At 43.0% G+C, this 18,391-nt stretch carries 11 protein-coding genes; 3 read left to right on the top strand and 8 right to left on the bottom strand.

Annotated elements, in window-relative coordinates; all coding sequences use genetic code 11:
- Positions 1-265 precede the first annotated feature (265 nt).
- Positions 266-2,101 carry a M1 family metallopeptidase gene (locus FPL27_RS07510; protein ID WP_185974321.1) on the top strand — a complete coding sequence of 612 codons (1,836 nt, stop codon included), beginning with the start codon at positions 266-268 and terminating at the stop codon, positions 2,099-2,101.
- Between the two features lie 43 nt (positions 2,102-2,144).
- On the opposite strand, the gene FPL27_RS07505 is transcribed toward FPL27_RS07510, so the two are convergent.
- The 8 genes from FPL27_RS07505 to arfB form a co-directional block, all read right to left on the bottom strand.
- Positions 2,145-4,577, bottom strand: coding sequence for a glycoside hydrolase family 65 protein (locus FPL27_RS07505; protein ID WP_143960502.1), 2,433 nt, complete (start codon positions 4,575-4,577; stop codon positions 2,145-2,147).
- Positions 4,570-5,367 (bottom strand): trehalose-phosphatase, encoded by a 798-nt coding sequence (otsB, locus tag FPL27_RS07500; RefSeq protein ID WP_143960501.1) that lies wholly within the window; start codon positions 5,365-5,367, stop codon positions 4,570-4,572. The genes FPL27_RS07505 and otsB overlap by 8 nt, the downstream gene beginning before the upstream one ends.
- Positions 5,368-5,372: 5 nt before the next feature.
- A complete protein-coding gene (locus FPL27_RS07495) occupies positions 5,373-6,104 on the bottom strand; it encodes an HAD family hydrolase (RefSeq protein WP_143960500.1) in 732 nt (243 codons plus the stop codon).
- 438 nt (positions 6,105-6,542) lie between these two features.
- On the bottom strand, positions 6,543-9,953 hold the full coding sequence (locus FPL27_RS07490) for an efflux RND transporter permease subunit (RefSeq protein ID WP_143960499.1): 3,411 nt from the start codon (positions 9,951-9,953) through the stop codon (positions 6,543-6,545).
- Between the two features lies 1 nt (position 9,954).
- Entirely contained in the window at positions 9,955-11,091 is a 1,137-nt protein-coding gene (locus FPL27_RS07485) for an efflux RND transporter periplasmic adaptor subunit (RefSeq protein WP_143960498.1), read from the bottom strand.
- A 21-nt stretch (positions 11,092-11,112) separates the two neighbouring features.
- The gene (locus FPL27_RS07480) at positions 11,113-12,459 is read right to left on the bottom strand and encodes a TolC family protein (protein WP_143960497.1); all 1,347 of its coding nucleotides are present in this window, start codon (positions 12,457-12,459) and stop codon (positions 11,113-11,115) included.
- Complete coding sequence (locus tag FPL27_RS07475; RefSeq protein ID WP_262712079.1) at positions 12,456-13,097, bottom strand: TetR/AcrR family transcriptional regulator; 642 nt, start codon at positions 13,095-13,097, stop codon at positions 12,456-12,458. The genes FPL27_RS07480 and FPL27_RS07475 overlap by 4 nt, the downstream gene beginning before the upstream one ends.
- 92 nt (positions 13,098-13,189) lie before the next feature.
- Positions 13,190-13,597, bottom strand: coding sequence for an alternative ribosome rescue aminoacyl-tRNA hydrolase ArfB (gene arfB, locus FPL27_RS07470; protein ID WP_143960496.1), 408 nt, complete (start codon positions 13,595-13,597; stop codon positions 13,190-13,192).
- Between the two features lie 145 nt (positions 13,598-13,742).
- Between arfB and FPL27_RS07465 the strand changes: the two genes are divergently transcribed.
- Positions 13,743-14,549 (top strand): helix-turn-helix domain-containing protein, encoded by an 807-nt coding sequence (locus FPL27_RS07465; protein WP_143960495.1) that lies wholly within the window; start codon positions 13,743-13,745, stop codon positions 14,547-14,549.
- Between the two features lie 106 nt (positions 14,550-14,655).
- Complete coding sequence (gene purL, locus FPL27_RS07460; RefSeq protein WP_143960494.1) at positions 14,656-18,342, top strand: phosphoribosylformylglycinamidine synthase; 3,687 nt, start codon at positions 14,656-14,658, stop codon at positions 18,340-18,342.
- Positions 18,343-18,391 lie beyond the last annotated feature (49 nt).

The raw sequence follows: 18,391 nt of genomic DNA, 5'->3' as shown, positions 1-18,391 counted from the left end.
ACTTAGTCACAAAATAGGTTTCCTGTCCAAAGAAACCCGTACTTGTAAATTGTTGTTTTCAGCGCGTTAAATTAATATTTTAAATTACCATTTACTAATAGGGAACTTCAATTGGGGCATATTTTTGACTACCCCGAAAAAATATCTAGGCGTTTTTCCGCTGAACACTTCAACAAAAACACAGCCAATATCGGCCAATCTTTTACTAATGGTTTGCCTACTGCTATTATTTTGGCTTATTTTAGGCAAAAAATTTAGACCCTCTATGAAAATATCATTATCAGCATTTCTTTTTTGCTTAGTGAGCTTTGCAGCATTTGCCCAGCCTGATCGCTGGCAGCAGGCGGTAAATTACGAAATGGAAGTGGATATGGACGTGCAGAAAAACCAATATACTGGCACCCAGAAACTCACTTATACCAACAATTCTCCCGACACCCTTCACAGGGTATTTTACCACCTCTATTACAATGCCTTCCAACCAAACAGCATGATGGATGTGCGTAGCAGAACCATAGCTGACCCAGACAGAAGAGTTGGTGACAGAATTAATAATCTTAAGTCAGATGAGATCGGCTATTTGAAAGTAAACAGCCTGACTTTGGATGGTAAACAGGTGGAATATGAGCATGTAGGGACTATCCTAGAGGTGGACTTGAGCGAGCCCATTTTGCCAAACAGCACCGTGACCCTCGATATGAAATTTGAAGGCCAAGTGCCGTTGCAAATCAGAAGAGCCGGTCGCGACAACGAGGAAGGCGTTCGCTATAGTATGTCTCAATGGTATCCTAAATTGGCAAATTATGACTATCAAGGATGGCATTCCAACCCTTACATAGGAAGAGAATTCTATGGCAATTGGGGTGACTTTGATGTGAAAATTACAATCGACAAAAGCTATGTACTTGGAGGAACAGGGTATGTCCAAAATCCAAATGAGGTAGGGCATGGCTATGAAGAAAAAGGCCAAAAGGTGAAATCCAATAGAGGTAAAACTTTGACTTGGCATTTTCATGCTCCAAAAGTCCATGACTTCATGTGGGCTGCTGACCCAAATTATACCCATGACAAAATCGAAATGGATAATGGTGTGACCGTGCACCACCTTTATATCAAAAATGAAGAAACGGAAGAGAACTGGGAAAAACTTAAAGAATACACGCCAGCGGCCATAGAATTTATGAGCGAAAACTTCGGCGAGTATCCTTACAAGCAATATTCTGTCATCCAAGGCGGTGATGGTGGTATGGAATACCCGATGTCAACCTTGATCACTGGCCATAGAAGTCTGGGAAGCCTGGTGGGGGTAATGATTCATGAGTTGGCGCACAGCTGGTTCCATGGCGTATTAGCCTCCAATGAGGCCCTACACCCTTGGATGGATGAAGGTTTCACTTCTTATGCATCAAACCTGGCCATGAATGAGCTCTTTGCAGAAACACCAAGCGATAATCCTCATAGAGGTTCTTATAGAGGCTATTTCAGATTGGTGCAGTCCGGTCTGGAAGAACCACTTTCCACCCATGCTGATCATTACCACACCAATGCTGCTTATGGAGCTGCCTCCTATAACAAAGGTGCTGTTTTCATGGAACAGTTGGGTTATATTATAGGTAAGGAAAACCGTGACAAAGGGATGTTGAAATACTGGGACACTTGGCAATTTAAGCACCCAAACCCTAATGATGTCATTCGCGTGATGGAAAAACAGAGCGGTTTGGAATTGGATTGGTATAAGGAGTACTGGGTTTACACCACCAAAACTATCGATTATGCTGTAAACGGTGTGGAAGATTACAATAGCGGCAAGAGCAAAATCACCTTGGAGCGAAAAGGCCAGATGCCAATGCCGATCGATTTGGTAGTAACCTACCAGGACGGTTCTCAGGAATTGGTTTATCTACCATTGGTAATCATGAGGGGCGAAAAACCTGAAGAGGAAGGCATGCCTACACGCATAAAAACACAAAGATGGCCTTGGACTAACCCTAGCATCGAAGTGACGCTGGACAGACCAAAATCAGACATCAAATCCGTGGAAATTGACCCTTCAGGAAGAATGGCCGATGTAGATAGAGAAAACAACAAGCTTGAACTCTAATTTTAGGAACATCCAAAACACCTTCTAGTAGAAAGGAGCCTGATCAATTTTCAGGCTCCTTTTTTTTAGCCTTTTTATGGTTATATTCCAACACTTTGGTCTCTCCTTTTTTCAGCGAAATCTTTTGCCTAACTAACATGATATGAATCTGGCCACCCCAGCCACCGCGATTGCGGATTTCAAACTCGCCTTGAGTGATTGTAATCTCCAACCAATGTTTCCGGTAACGGATCCTAAATTGAATTTTCCCTACATTTTCCGGTAACCTGGGATTGAAAAACAAACAGTCCTCTCTGAAATCCATTCCCGTATAGCAGCGCTGAATCAGATCCAATGATCCTGCCATGGCTCCCAAGTGGATTCCCTCTGAGGTGGTCCCACCCTGCACATCCTTGAAATCACTCATCAATGCCTTTTTGAAGTTTTTCCAACTTTCCTTTCTGCGTGATCTAGCGTACACCCAGCTATGCACCACCTTACTTAGGGTAGAACCATGGGCTGTAATTTCTTGATAATAAGATATAGTTTCCGGAATCTGAATTTTTGGATTAAAATCATAACCCATACGGCTAAACATATCACAAAGCTCATCGGATGAGAAAAGAAAGAAAAGCATTAATACATCGGCCTGCTTTACTGCCCTATACTTATTGACATCATCCCCTTCCTTCTCCATAATCCTGTCCAACCTAAGTACTTCCCCATACTCTGCGTGATACTTTTCCCAATCTACTTCCTCAAGTTGGTCGAAACCTTCAAACTGTTCGATCACCTTATTTTCTCCCACAAATGGAACAAACATCTTATGGGTAATTTCATCCCATTTTTTTAATTGAGATTTGTCTATTTCCAATTGCTCCAACAAAACCTTGGCAATCTCTTTATCCAGTTTTTTCACTGCTTTCAAAGCATGAATAAGGCAGAAAACAGCCATTATATTAGTATAGGCATTGTTTTTTAAACCTGGCTGATCGGAACCTGGATAGTGGGTGTGATATTCGTCAGGACCGACAATATCCAAAATTTCGTACCTTCCTTTTTCCTCATTAAACGTCACCATGCTTGCCCAAAACTTTGCTATTTCGAGTAACATCTCAGCACCGTAAAAGGACAGAAATTCCAGATCGCCTGTAATTTCGAAGTAATGCCAAACATTGTACGCTATAGTGGCATTGACATGCCTTTGCAGATAGGTGTGGTCAGGTACCCATCGACCTGATGCCGGATTGAGGTGAATTACCTGGCTCTCCTCTCTACCATTGCTTCCACTTTGCCAAGGGAACATCGCTCCTTGATATCCTGCTTCATGTGCAGCATATCTCGCCTCATTGAGTCGTCTGTATCTATACATGAGCAGTGAGCGGGAAATCTCAGGCCGAGTGATATTGAAGAATGGAAAAACAAATATCTCATCCCAAAAAATATGTCCCCTGTAAGCCTCCCCATGTAACCCTCTTGCGGGTACACCGGCATCTATCCCAATCGTATTGTACGAGTAGGTCTGAAAAATATGGAAAATATGGAGTCTTAGAACCAACTGATCCTCTCCATTGTCAGCCTCAAGTTTGACGTCGCATTCCTTCCATATTCCCTTCCAATCTGCAATGTGTTTTTCAAGCAAATCATCAAAGCTTACAGTTCGGGAAACCAATGTTTTGGACTCCAAAAGTGGCTCTGTAATGGCGTTATCTCTAGAGGTAAAAATCGAAACGATTTTCTCAATTACTATTGGCTTTCCTTCAGAGCCGACAATTTCAAAGTCTTCCCCAATGTATTCCTGCTCTTTTTCCCTGAATAATGGTTTCTTCGATTTCCCATCAAACAAAGTTCTGGCTGTTTGAGCCATTACGATTTCGGATTGATTGGACCTAACTTTCAGGTAAATCCCACTCTCCTCCATTGTACCCAGATCAAGCACCTCAAGGTGTTTGCTGTTCAGTTCCTTGTACCTTTCCACTCCATGATTGATCACAGAGCCATCCAAACCGCTGTGAACAATTATATTTCCAGACCAATTAATCGGGGTGAGTTCCCATTTGATGGCTGCCAGGTTTTTATTGTGCATGCACACAATCCTACGGGTGACTAATTGAGTGGATCTGCCTTTATGGTCTTTAAAACGAATTTTTCGGGTTAGGGTGCCTTTCTGCAGATCCAATTCCTGCCTATACCCAATGATGTCTACATCTTCCAACTGTATCCAATCTCCATCCTCATGCTTGAACTTCAGCACCGTCCAATCCGGCCAGTTTACCAGATCCTCATTTTCTATCCATTTGCCCGCTATTTCTGTTTTCAGACGGTTGAATCCACAAGCCAGATAGGTCCCGGGGTAATGGAACCGCCCGGCTTTAGACATCTCGGCGGCGCCCCTGGTGGTAAAGTAGCCGTTTCCGAGTGCACACAATGCTTCCCTTAGGGTTTCTTCCTTGGGTTCATACGATTTGTAGACTACTTTCCAGGTATCCTCAACCATTCTTTAACTGGATTAATTGCCGCAAAAATTTTTCAACCTCTTCCACAGATCCCAAGGAGTAATTCGCATAGGATTTCTTGCCATGATCACCAACAAGTACTCCTATCCCGTTTACCATTTCGTGGAAGGCATCCTCATCAGTAAGATCATCCCCAATGAATAGCGGAAACATCTCTCCCACATCTTTAGAAACCTTCTCCATCAAGAAACCTACTGCCTTGCCTTTATGCCAATCGATGTTGGGTTTGATTTCAACTACTTTCTTACCCTCTCCCATTTTCAACCGGGGGAAGTCTTCCACACATTGCTTAACTATTTTAAAAAACTCGGACTCTTTTTCTTTCTCCACTTGCCTAAAATGTACGGCTAATGTGAACTTTTTCCTTTCAAACCTCACTCCCTTTATGTCCTTCAATTCTGATTTCAATTTGGGTTCCAAATCATCAAAAGCTGGCAACACCTCCTGCGCTTCATCATTTTCTTCATGAAAGTTTCCTGGCCCGGAGATTTCATATCCATGGCTTCCCGCATAAAAAATATTCTGTATACCGGCCTTCTTCTTTACATCATCCAACCCCCGACCACTGATAATCGCCACCTGATACATCTCAGCAAGTTCTTCTACCGTTTGTTTCATTTCGGTAGAAATTTCTGCATCCTCATGGTTTTCAACTATTGGAGACAAGGTACCGTCAAAGTCTAAAAATATGAGCGGTTTTTTACTTTCAAATGCTTGCTTGAAATCTTCAATTTTCTCTAATGCGGAAGGTAATTCCTTGGGTGCTTTCATAAATATTATTTCAATTTGACTTGTGTTAAATTTTCTACAGCCACATCGGCCCCGTTATCCAAAAGTTCAATTTTACTGGCTCCATTCACAATTCCGACCACTAAGCCAAAGCCTCCAACTTTTCCGGCCTGCACTCCAGCAATGGCATCCTCCACAATCATACTATCCTTAGGGCTCACTTCCAATTCTCTAGCAGCCTCCAAAAAAATATCTGGCTCAGGCTTTCCTTTGATGTTTCTTTCCTGGGAAACTACACCATCCACACGGACTTCAAAGAGGTCTTCAATTCCTGTAACCTCCAATATCTGCTTACAGTTTTTGCTGGAGGAAATGACTGCTGTTTTTATCCCTTCTGATTTCCATTTCTTGATTTGCTCGATGTTCTTTTCGAATACCTCCACGCCTTCTTCCTCAATAACCTTCAAAAAGAACTCATTCTTCTTATTCCCTAGCCCACTTATGGTCAGTTCGCTGGGTTTATCAGAATCATTTCCTTCGGAAAGTTCGATATTTCTGGATCGGAGAAAATTGCGGATGCCATCATAGCGGGGGATGCCATCTATATATTTGGGATAATCTTGCTCAATTGAAAAATCCTCAAAGGGTTGCTCCCCTTCACTTTTCCTCCTCTCATTATAAGCATCAAACAACTGCTTCCAGGCCTTGGCATGCTGCGCCGCCGTCCTCGTCAGCACCCCATCCAGATCAAAAATGGCCGCAATGATTTTTTTCTTCATTAGGTTTATGCTTTGCCATATTTGCCCCAATATTTATACCATGAATTATTGAAGTAAGTTCGATGTATTAGGCAACGAATGGGTACAAAGTACGAAGTACAAGGTACACCGCAGGACAAAGCGTATTCCGGAGCATTTTGTAGGCTTTTTTGATATTTACCGTTCCTATTCTGGTCGCCCTCCCTCAGAGCTTCGCTCTTCGGATGGGGTGTAAGTGGAATGAGAATACCTTCTTGAAACATCTTTTAATTTAGTCCTCTTTGTGGCCCAATATTTCCACGCAGTAGTCCTGGTAAAACCTTGTCCGCGAAGTCGCCTTCGTGAAACTTCTTTAAAACTTCGTGTCCTCGTGGCCCATTTTTTTAAGCATAAAAAAAATCTCCGGAGCAGTACCCCGGAGATTTGAACATTTAAAAAACCACCAACCTTTATTTTAACCTATACTTTGGAAAGCTTGCGTGCTTTCATATTTAACTTATCGGCCAGCAAGTACATCACTGGTACAATTACTAACGTAAGGAAGGTAGCAAAGGTTAACCCAAATATGACCGTCCAAGCCATTGGACCCCAGAAATCAGCGTTGTCCCCACCTATATAAAACTCTGGGTCAAACGTGGTAAGCAATGAACCAAAGTTGATATTCATCCCCAAAGCCAATGGTATCAGTCCAAGGACTGTAGTCACTGCTGTCAGCAACACCGGTCTCAACCTGGTTTTTCCACCTATTACAATCGAACTCAAAATCTCATTATAAGGTAAGAATTCATCTTCTTCAAGTCCTAACTCCTCACGCTTTCTCTCCCTGACCAAGTTGGTATAATCTATCAATACAATAGCATTGTTCACCACCACCCCAGCAAGGGATATAATTCCGATACCGGTCATGATGATTACAAAGTCCATATTGAAGATAACTAATCCCAGAAACACACCTATCGTACTCAATACCACAGAGGCCATGATTATAAATGGAGTAGTAACGGAGTTGAATTGAGCTACAATAATTAAGAAAATAAGTGAAACGGAAATCATCAAAGCTCTTGTAAGGAATTCAGCTGATTTCTCTTGCTCCTCCTGCTCCCCGGTAAATCTCACCGAAATGCCCTCAGGTATCTCATAATCTCTCAACATGGTCTTAATCCTATCATTGATCTCTGTTGGATTGTACCCTTCATTCACATTTGAATACAAGGTAATTACCCTGTCAAGATCTTTTCTCTTCACTGATCCATAGGTTGAACTATACTCGATCTCGGCAACTGAGGCAATGGGAATCTCACTCTGATTACCAAACTTGTCTCTGAAATTGATCTTTTTGTTCATCAAAGAATTGATATCATACCTAAACTCATCCGCCAATCGGAGCTGAATAGGGTAATCATCCTCCCCTTCCTTGTATTTGGAAACTTCCAGGCCAAACAAAGCCGTTCTCAGCTCATTGGCAATCTGGGAAGTGGAAAGACCAAACCTTCTAGCACGCTCACGATTAATATTTACCACAAGTTCCGGATTACCCAGTTCCAAGTCAGTTTTCAATTCCTCAATCCCTTCAATATTGCCATCAGCGATAAATTCCCTCATGGAATTCACAAAGGTGATCAAGTCATCTAAATTTTCACCGCTGGTTTCAATGTTGATTGGCCTACCTACTGGCGGACCATTTCTCTGCTTGTCCACCGTAATCTGTACACCCGGATAGCCTTCGGCCAAATCCCTGATTTCCTCCATGATGGTATTGGTGTTGACCCCGTTTCGGAACTGATACTCCACAAAACCGATCGTAATTTTAGCCTTATGAGGGGTACTGGCCATGCTCGGACCCTGGTCGTCACCTGCACCTTCCCCTACTTGGGTGATCACAGATTCAATGATTTCTTCATAATTGGAAAAGATATCAGCCAGATCATCTTCCATCCTACTAGCAAATTCGTTAGTCGCTTCGATATCAGTTCCTATCGGGTTTTCAATAAAGATATTAACCAAGCTTGGCTGGTTGTCAGGGAAGAACAGCACCTTAGGCGCACGGATTGCCAATAGGACTAATGAAAGAAATAATAACATCACCGTTCCAAAGAAGAACAGGTATGGTTTTTTACCTCCAAGAGCATAAACCAACGTCCTTTCATACATATCTTCAAGTTTTACCAAAAATACTGTCTGGAACCATTTGATGGCCTTCCTCATCACAAAGATGTTGAAGATGGTCAGCAGCGCAGCGAGCAATAACAAGCTTCCCGTGGCCAACCATCCGATCATGTAAGAAATGATCGCAAGCGTGAAGAGGATCAAAGCGATGACCAGCGGCCTTTTCTTTGGCCTGATGTCGTTCACATTCTGCAATTTCATAAACAGGGCCGTCAACACCGGGTTGATCACCAAGGCTACAAAAAGTGAGGATGCTAATACGATGATCAGGGTGATGGGAAGGTATTTCATAAACTCCCCAATAATATCATCCCAGAAAGCCAATGGCAGGAAAGCCGCTAATGTAGTAGCCGTCGAAGTAATGATAGGCCATGCTACTTCGCCAACCCCCTCTTTTGCAGCACGAACGGGACTTTTCCCCTCCTGCATCAATCTATAAACATTCTCTACTACCACAATCCCATTATCCACCAACATCCCAAGTGCCAAGATCAAGGAGAACAACACCATCAGGTTGAGGGTGACTCCAAGGCTATTAAGTACAAGGAAGGAAATAAACATGGACAAAGGAATGGCAATACCCACAAATAGTGCATTCCTAAATCCTAGGAAAAACATCAATACCAACACCACAAGGATAACACCTGAAATAATACTGTTTTCCAAGTTGTCAACCTGGGACCTAGTGTCCTTAGACTGATCATTGGTAATAGAAATCTCCAAATCTTCAGGAAAACGGTTGGCCTGTGCTCTTTCAATTATTTCTTTGATTTTGTCAGAGGCATCCAGCAAGTTTTGCCCGCTACGTTTCACCACGTTTACCGTGACCACAGGCATCTTATTGGAACGGGCGTAACTCTCCCTTTCCTTAAAAGTGTCATTCACCGCTGCTACATCCCGCAAATAAACTATTTTGTTGTTTTCTGTTTTAACAATGATGTCCAATAACTCGTATGGATCCTTAAATTCACCAGTGATCCTTAAAGACCTCCTAAACTCACCACTTAAGATATTACCCCCTGAGATCGTCACGTTTTCACCCTGAACTGCATCAGATATGTCTGTGAAACTTACCCCAAGGGCTTCCATTTTATAGATATCGGCATCGATACGGATTTCCCTTTCCACAATACCACGAAGCTCAGCTTTGGAAATTTCCGGAAGCTTTTCAATTTCATCTTCCAAGTATTCCCCAAATTTCTTCAACTCCTCCTCGGTATAATTGCCCGAGATGTTGACATTCATGATGGGAAAATCGGAAGTATTGATCTCGATCACATCAGGATCTCTGTCAAGATCTGTGGGAAGTTCGCTTTTGGACTTGTCCACTGCATCCTTCACATCCTGAAGTGCCTTAGAAATATCTACGTTAGGATTGAATTCTACCACAATGGAAGAAAAATCCTGAATTGAAGTCGAGGATATATCCTTGACGTTATTGATAGACTTTAGCTCCTTTTCGATGGGCCTGGTGATCAGGTTCTCCATATCTACCGGCGAGTTGCCCGGATAGACAGTACCCACATAAACTGTGGGAATTACGATCTCTGGAAAACTTTCCTTGGGCATGGTACGATAGGCATACATACCCAAAAATGCTATAATCAAAGTTAGGATAACCACACTGGTCCGGTTGTCCACTGACAATGTGGAAAGGCCAAACTCCCGGATTACACCTTTTTTGTTTTCTTCCTGTTTCGACATATTAGGCTGAAATATTCACTTTAAAATTGTCCCCAACTTCACGGAAACCTTTGTCTACCAAGGTTTCTTCCCCCGTAAGGCCATCAAGAACTTCTGTTCTCTCACTGAAGGTCATACCTCTTTGGATGTATTGTTTTCTGGCAACACTGTTTTCCACCACATATACATATTCTCCTTTGTTATCCTGTAAGATAAGGTGGGTAGGTACTGTAATAGCCGTAGAGCTTTCATAATCCATGATTTTTAAAGTGGAAAGCATATTCGGCTTCACATTTTCCAATCTTGGCAAAAAGACCTCAACCTTAAATGTTCTGTTATTAGGATTAATAACCGAGCCTACCGCAGTCACCTTAGTCTTGAAGTTCTTTCTTAGAGAAGGAAAATTAACTTCCACAGAATCTCCTTGGCTCAAAATGCCAACATATCGCTCAGACACGTCACCTTCAATAAACAGATCACTCTCACCAATGAAATTGACAATCGGCGATCCAGGCTGCACAAGCTCACCGGTTCTCACCATTACTTCCTCCACAGTGCCGTCAAATGGAGCCACAATTGTAGCCCTGTCTTCTTGAAGCCGAATGCTTTCCAGGTTTTTCTCCAAGCTTTCTTTTCTGTTCTTGGCTTCTAGATACTGCATTTCAGTACCTATCTGCTGGTCCCAAAGACGCTTTTGCTTTTCATAAACTGTCCTTGCCAACTCCAATTGGGTTTCTATTTCAGCCACATTCCTTCTGGCGGATTCATCGTCGATTCTGGCGATAACCTGGCCTTTGCGTACCCTCATCCCTTCTATTGCTGGGACTTCTTGGATGCGGCCACCTACTTCGGCAGATATGTTAACATTTTTCTTGGACATAACGGACCCCGTCACCTCCACAAAATGCTGAAAAGTACCTACCTCTGGCTCTACAGTGGTGATTAGAACCGATTTTCGCTCAGATCGCGCAAAGCTGGGATCCAAGGCTGCGATTTCCCTTTCCAGTTCATCGATTTTCAACTTCAACTCACCGGCTTCTTTCTTGTAATTTTCAAGCTCCTGCTTTTTCTCGTCCACCTCAGAGTTACCCCCATTTTGGTCACAGCTAAAAGCCAATAGGCCAAGCATTACAATAAAATATTTTGAATATGTCTTCATAATTAAAATAGTGTTCACAGTTTATTTAAGGATTCCAAGGGCTTTTTCCAGATCGACTTTGGCAATCACCGCATCATACAGCGCAGAATAATAATTGGTTTCGGCTTCTTTTAAGGCCGCATCGGCTTCCACTACTTCTAAATTGGAACCTACCCCCTCCTGAAATTTGATCCTGGCAATGTTAAATACTTCTTCTGCCAGTTCGCGGTTTTCCTTCTGCACCTCTAAGGTATTTAGACTGTTTATCAGATTAGCTCTAGACTGAAACCTTTCCAATTCTATATTATCACGAGTAAAATCTCTTTGATTTTCTAATTGCCTGACCTGGATTCTATTCTGCTGAATTCTTGAAGCCTTCAAAAGCCCATCAAATACCGGTATTTGTAATGTAACTCCTAATATTGACCCAGGAAACCAATTGTTCCTAGTAAGGTCAGCTACACTTCCTCCGAATGTATTGCGTTGATACGTGTAATTGGCATCAAGACGGGGTAAATACTGCGCCTTGTTATTTCTCAAGTCTAAGTTGGCCAGTTTCAAAGTAGTTTCTACCTGATCTATTTCTATGCGCCTTTGTCCCTGCTCCTGCAGCAAAACTTCTATTTCAAAATCATCCTCCAACACTGATATTTTATCCTCTAAAATTAGATCGGTGTTCATGGGCATACCCATCTGTAATTTTAGCAATTGCTTACTGACATCAGTGGCTGTTCTTGCCCGGTCCAGTTCGGTTTTAAGGTTATTTAATTGCACTTTAATCCTAGACACATCAATCCTTTCTGCAAATCCTTCTTCAAAAAGAACAGTTGTTTCTTTTAATAAGGCCTCTATCCTGATTTTATTGGCATTAATAAGCTCTTCCCGCTCCTCGTTCACCAACACTGAATAATAAGCTTTCTTGACACTTTCTACTACATCGATCTCAGTTTTAACCCTATCAAAATCAGACAACTCCCTGAAAGTTTTGGCTGCCTGTAATCCTACAAAATAAGATCCGCTAAATATCATTTGGGTAACAGTCCCCGTCAGATTTGCCGTATAGGCAGGTGAAAACTGTATCGGTATAAATTCACCTGGAGGCGCCTCAGGATTGAATGCATTTGCAGGCAAAGGGGTTATTGGTATAATCATGTTATGAATTGCTCCTCCATTAATGTTAATTTGAGGTAGCCCTTCTGACCTGGTTTCACTAATAGTTGCTTTGGCTGCCGCATTATCTAGAAGAGCGTTTTTCACCTCCACATTGTTTTCAAGAGCAAAGCGAATACTCTCCTCCAAACTAAACTCAAACCTGTCCTGACCAAAGCTGTTAAACTGGATCAAGAGGGCTGATATTCCTAAAAAGATATATTTTAAAATTCTCTTCATAATTCTAAATCCTGATGTTTCATTTTTTCCTGATAGATTTTGATCCCTTTTTGGGTGAGTATCCCGTATAGAAAAAGGTCAAACAATTGCATCTGTACGTCAAGCATGTTGAATTTGTCCGGCGGGAAGATCTGCGGGTCGAAAGAAATGCCGATTTGCTCCATCCTGAGCTGGCCCAGAATCTCGCTGTCGATCTCCTTCCTGAATAGGCCTTCTTCCTTCCCATTTTCCAGCAATTTGACAATACTGCTCAGCGCATGCTCCTCTTTAAACTTCTCAAACTGCTGCCAACAGCGTGGATAATATCGCTGTATCTCGTTGAGCACCATGGGATGCATATTGGTAAAAGTATCCCGAATGAATTTGCTTAATTTGATAAGGTGGCTGATCACCCCTCCCGGTTGCCCAAAAAAACCTTCCACTATTTCAGCGTCCCGGTCCAGTTCAGCAGTAAATACATCATACACCAACTGCTCCTTGTCACCAAATTCCTGATAAATGGTCTTCTTAGAAACTCCAGCGGCCCGAGCAATATCGTCCATGGTGACGCTCCGCACCCCAAACTTCGCAATCCGCTCCGTGGTCACTTCTATTATTTTCTCTCTAGTCTCCAATTGCAGCTTTATTTTAAACTGCAAAACTCAGGAAACTTTTGAAGAGTTCAAAGTTTCCTGAGTTTTTTAATTGGTTAAATTTTTATTACGTCAGCGTTACTTAGTACAAGCTTTTCCTAAAAATCCACTTTACCCCTATTCTCCTTTTTCTGAGAATGCTGCTTCTTGGCCTCTAGCCTTCTCTTCACCGCTCCTTTGGATGGCCGGGTGGCTTTTCGAATTTTCTTTTTCGCCAATCCTTCCCTGAGCGTTTCGTAAAACTTCGAGATAACAATCTTCTTATTCTTCAACTGGGAGCGGGACTCCTGGCTGTTAATGATCAGTTCCCCATCCTTGGTTAGCGAAAGCCTTTTCTGTAATCGGGCTTTTTCCTCCTCATTGAGCAAAATGGATTGAAGTACATTAAAACGGAGCGTGACGCGGGACTCGACCTTGTTGACATGCTGCCCACCGGGACCGCTGCTTTTGGAGGTCTGAAATTCCAGTTCGGATTCTAGTCCGCGATATTGGATAGGAGTAGGCATGATGAGAAAAAATTTGGGCAAATATCGCCATTAATTATTAAATTGACCATTTGTCGTGCAAATGTCGGGTTAATTCCGCTATAAATTCTCCTTAAATTTCTCTCTTTTTCTCCAACTTGCCATGGACATCAAAAACTATTTTAAAATGAAACAGCCACAGCTAGGACAACAAATCCAAGAATGGAGAAAAGCTAAGGGTTTGACACAAGAAGAACTTGTCGAAAAATGCTCACTCAATGTGCGTACCCTCCAAAGGATTGAAGCCGGAGAAGTTTCTCCCCGCCCCTTTACCTTAAAAGCTATAATGGAAGCATTGGAGATACGACAGGAAGAAATCCCGAACTCTAAGCTTACAGCAAAAATATCACTTGACCCCAAATGGTTTCAACTGGCATTTTTTGCCGGAATGATTTACCTTATCACCACGATGGTCGAATTCATGTTGGATTTTACTTTTTATGGTGGGGAAAGTGTAAACGGATTTCTTTACTCCACCATTAAATTTATCGTATTAATTGGCTTCTCTATCTTTATGTATGGGTTCTTCCAGATGGGTATAAAATTTGGAAACCTGCTTTTGCAAATTTCAGCTGTGCTACTTGCCTTTGGAGTGCTCATATTTACTGTTGTGGATTTTTACAAGTTTTTTATCCTCGGGGAAGCTATGCCCGAATATTTACCAATAGAAGCCATCGTCTTCGGAGCTTTATATGTGCTGTTTGGTCTTGGATTTATCAATGAAAGAAAACAGTCAGGAACGCTGTTTCTGAGCACTGGTATTCTAGGCGTTTTAATTGGCGTGGGCTTTCTTTCGGTTATTTTTGCCCTGCCGTCGCTTTTCGTTTTGATCGTATTTGAAATTCTTTGCCTGATCATTCTATATCAAGCAGGTTTTTCCACTGAGGAACAAATGACACCGCCAAGCACCACCCCATCAACCAGCCCTAGATAAAGGCTGGTTTTTTTCTGCACAATTCTTCCTTATCAATATTTAATTTTTTACGCTCCAATTGATTACCTTTGCTCCTTCTTAAAAACCCATCCAATTAAACCAGGATATGATTCTTTTTTTCCAATCCCAAGATTCCAAAATCTACGCGCTGGAAGCCCAGCAACAATTATCCACACCTGATTACGACAAGCTAAGATGGCTCTTCGGTGAAGCCAAACACATAGATGATCTTAAAATCGTTGGTGTTTTTGCTGGTCCCCGCAAGGAAATGATCACCCCATGGGCCACCAATGCGGTGGAAATCACCAAAAACATGGGCATCGATGGGATAATTAGAATCGAGGAATTTAATCCTTTGGATGAAAACGGAAAAATCGACCCCATGCTTCAGTCCAAATATGACGGGTTGGGTCAGGATATTTTCACTATAGATATAAAGCCGGAGCCGGTAAAGTCTGTTGAGGACATAGCAGCCTACAACAAATCGGAAGGTCTGGCACTGAGTGAGGAAGAAGTGGATTATTTGAATGGGGTAAGCAAAGATCTTGGGCGACCACTTACCGATAGCGAGGTTTTTGGATTCAGCCAGGTCAACTCTGAGCATTGCCGTCACAAAATCTTCAATGGCACCTTCGTAATTGATGGTCAGGAAAAGCCACATACACTTTTTCAGTTGATCAAAAAAACCTCTCAGGAGCATCCAAACCGGATCGTATCCGCATATAAGGATAACGTGGCTTTTGTAAAAGGCCCAAAAGCCCAGCAATTTGCCCCCACCAATCAGGAAACTGCCGACTTTTTCAATACAGAGAACATTGATACAGTAATTTCCCTAAAAGCTGAAACCCATAATTTTCCCACCACCGTGGAGCCCTTTAACGGAGCAGCAACAGGAACTGGCGGTGAAATCAGGGACAGAATGGCTGGCGGTACCGCGTCAATTCCATTGGCGGGCACAGCTGTTTACATGACTTCTTACCCCCGAACCGCCGAAGGAAGAAGTTGGGAAAAAAATCTACCGGAAAGAAAATGGCTTTACCAAACGCCAATGGATATCCTGATCAAAGCTTCAAACGGTGCCAGTGATTTTGGAAACAAGTTTGGCCAACCCTTGATCAGCGGTAGTGTGCTTACGTTTGAGCATGAAGAAGGCGACATGCATTTTGGCTTTGACAAAGTGATCATGTTGGCAGGCGGGGTGGGCTTTACCCGTGCCCCTTACAGTTTAAAAAACACCCCAATCAAAGGTGACAAGGTAGTCATCATGGGCGGGGATAATTATAGAATCGGGATGGGCGGCAGCGCTGTTTCTTCCGTAGCCACGGGAGAATTCAGCAACTCCATAGAGCTTAATGCCGTGCAACGCTCTAATCCTGAGATGCAGAAAAGGGTCATGAACGTGATCCGCGCCATGGCCGAAAACCCCAACAATCCAATCGTATCCATCCACGACCACGGCGCAGGAGGCCATTTGAATTGCCTTTCTGAGTTAGTGGAAGAAACCGGTGGTACAATCGATATCGAGAAACTTCCAGTAGGAGACCCTACCCTTTCCGCCAAGGAGATTATTGGAAATGAATCCCAAGAAAGAATGGGCTTGGTAATCCATGAAAAAGACGTGGAGACCTTGAAGAATATTTCAGAGAGGGAAAGAGCACCTTTCTATGTAGTTGGTGAAACTACCGGTGATATGCACTTCAAGTTTGAGCATTCCAAAACCGGAGAAAAACCCGTTGACTGGAATTTGGGCCACATGTTTGGCAGCTCGCCAAAAACTATCCTGGAAGACAAATCCACGACCTTCACTTTTGGCGAGGTTTCTTACCAGACCAGTCATTTGACCGAATATTTGGAAGCCGTGCTTCAATTAGAAGCCGTAGCTTGCAAAGACTGGCTCACCAATAAAGTAGACCGCTCTGTAACCGGCCGGGTTGCCAAGCAGCAGACCACCGGCCCTATCCAGCTTCCTCTGAACAACGTGGCTGTGATGGCTATTGATTTCACCGGAAATAAGGGTATAGCCACCACAATCGGACATGCTCCAGTGGCAGCCTTGGCAGATCCTGAAGCTGGTTCAAGACTCGCCATCGCCGAAGCATTAACTAACTTGGTGTGGGCCCCTATTGAAGAAGGACTCAGCGGCGTTTCCCTGAGCGCTAACTGGATGTGGCCTGCCAAAAACCAAGGCGAAAATGACCGCCTTTACAGAGCAGTGGAAGCTGTCAGTAATTTTGCGCTCGAGCTTGGAGTGAACATCCCTACCGGAAAAGACTCCCTTTCCATGACGCAGAAATACCCTGACGGCAAAGTGGTATATTCTCCAGGTACTGTCATCATCAGTTCAATCGGAGAATGCTCAAACATCAAAAAAATCGTATCCCCTGATCTGCAGCCGGTGAAAGGATCGAGGGTTTTATACATAGATTTCAGCCAGGATGATTTTAAGTTAGGCGGAAGTAGTTTTGCCCAAACACTCAATCAGGTTGGAAATGAAGTCCCTACCGTTAAGGACAGTACTTATTTTGCAAAAGCCTTCATGACTGTACAAAAACTCATCGATAAAGGTGAAGTTTTAGCCGGACACGACATTTCATCGGGCGGGATTCTTACTGCTTTGCTCGAAATGACCTTCCCTACCAATCAGTGTGGCTTGAATGTCAAATTGGAAAGATTAGCAGAAAGAGACCTTATAAAGGCCTTGTTTGCTGAAAATCCGGGTGTGCTTATCCAAGTAAACAACATGGAAAAGGTAAGGGCGGTATTGGACAATTATAGTGTCAAGTACCTATCGCTTGCCGATGTCACATTAGATCAAAAAGTACATTTAAATGGGATTGATATTGACCTTGATGTTAAGACCTATCGTGACATCTGGTATAAGTCTTCCTATCTATTAGACAAGCAGCAAAGTGGGAAAGAGCTTGCCAAGCAGCGATTTGACAATTATAAAAATCAGCCATTAAGCTATCAATTTGCCAATGACTGGAACGGAAAGATGGATTCATTCCAATTGGATCAGTTCCGAGAGTCAAAATCCGGCAAGAAAGCTGCCATCATCCGTGAAAAAGGTGTAAACGGCGACCGTGAAATGGCTTATGCGCTTTGGTTGGCAGGTTTTGACGTAAAAGACGTCCACATGACCGACCTGATCGCTGGAAGAGAAAACCTTGAAGATGTCAACATGATCGTGTTCGTCGGTGGATTTTCCAATTCCGATGTATTGGGTTCTGCCAAAGGCTGGGCTGGCGCCTTCCTTTACAACGAAAAGGCAAAAGCAGCATTGGATAACTTCTATTCAAGAAAAGACACCCTTAGCCTTGGCGTCTGCAACGGTTGCCAGTTGATGGTTGAGCTTGGCTTGATCACGTCTGAGCACGAAAAGAAAGCCAAAATGCTTCACAATGACAGCCATAAGTTTGAATCTGGATTCGTGAATGTTAATATCCCTGAAAACAACACCGTGATGTTCAAATCACTGGCTGGCCAAAGACTTGGGGTTTGGGTGGCACATGGTGAAGGTAAGTTCTACCTTCCTGAAGGAAAAGACGCTTATAACATCAGTATGAGCTATAGCTACGATGCTTACCCAGCCGCTCCAAACGGTTCGGACCACAGCGTGGCCGGTATTGCTTCTGAGGATGGCAGACATTTGGCCATCATGCCACACATTGAGCGCTCCCTTTTCCCTTGGAACTGGCCGTATTACGGCAGCGGTCACGAATGCGACGAAATCACCCCATGGGTAGAGGCCTTTGTCAACGCTAGAAAATGGGTAGAATCCCACCAAGCCTAAAATAAAAGTGGCTGGCCCCAATGAGGAGCCAGCCACTTTTATTTTATAT

Origin of the sequence: Litoribacter populi (genome assembly GCF_007483685.1) — a bacterium.
Lineage (GTDB): Bacteria > Bacteroidota > Bacteroidia > Cytophagales > Cyclobacteriaceae > Litoribacter > Litoribacter populi.
Note: the sequence above shows the minus strand (reverse complement) of the source record. Positions and strands in the feature narration are given on the sequence as shown.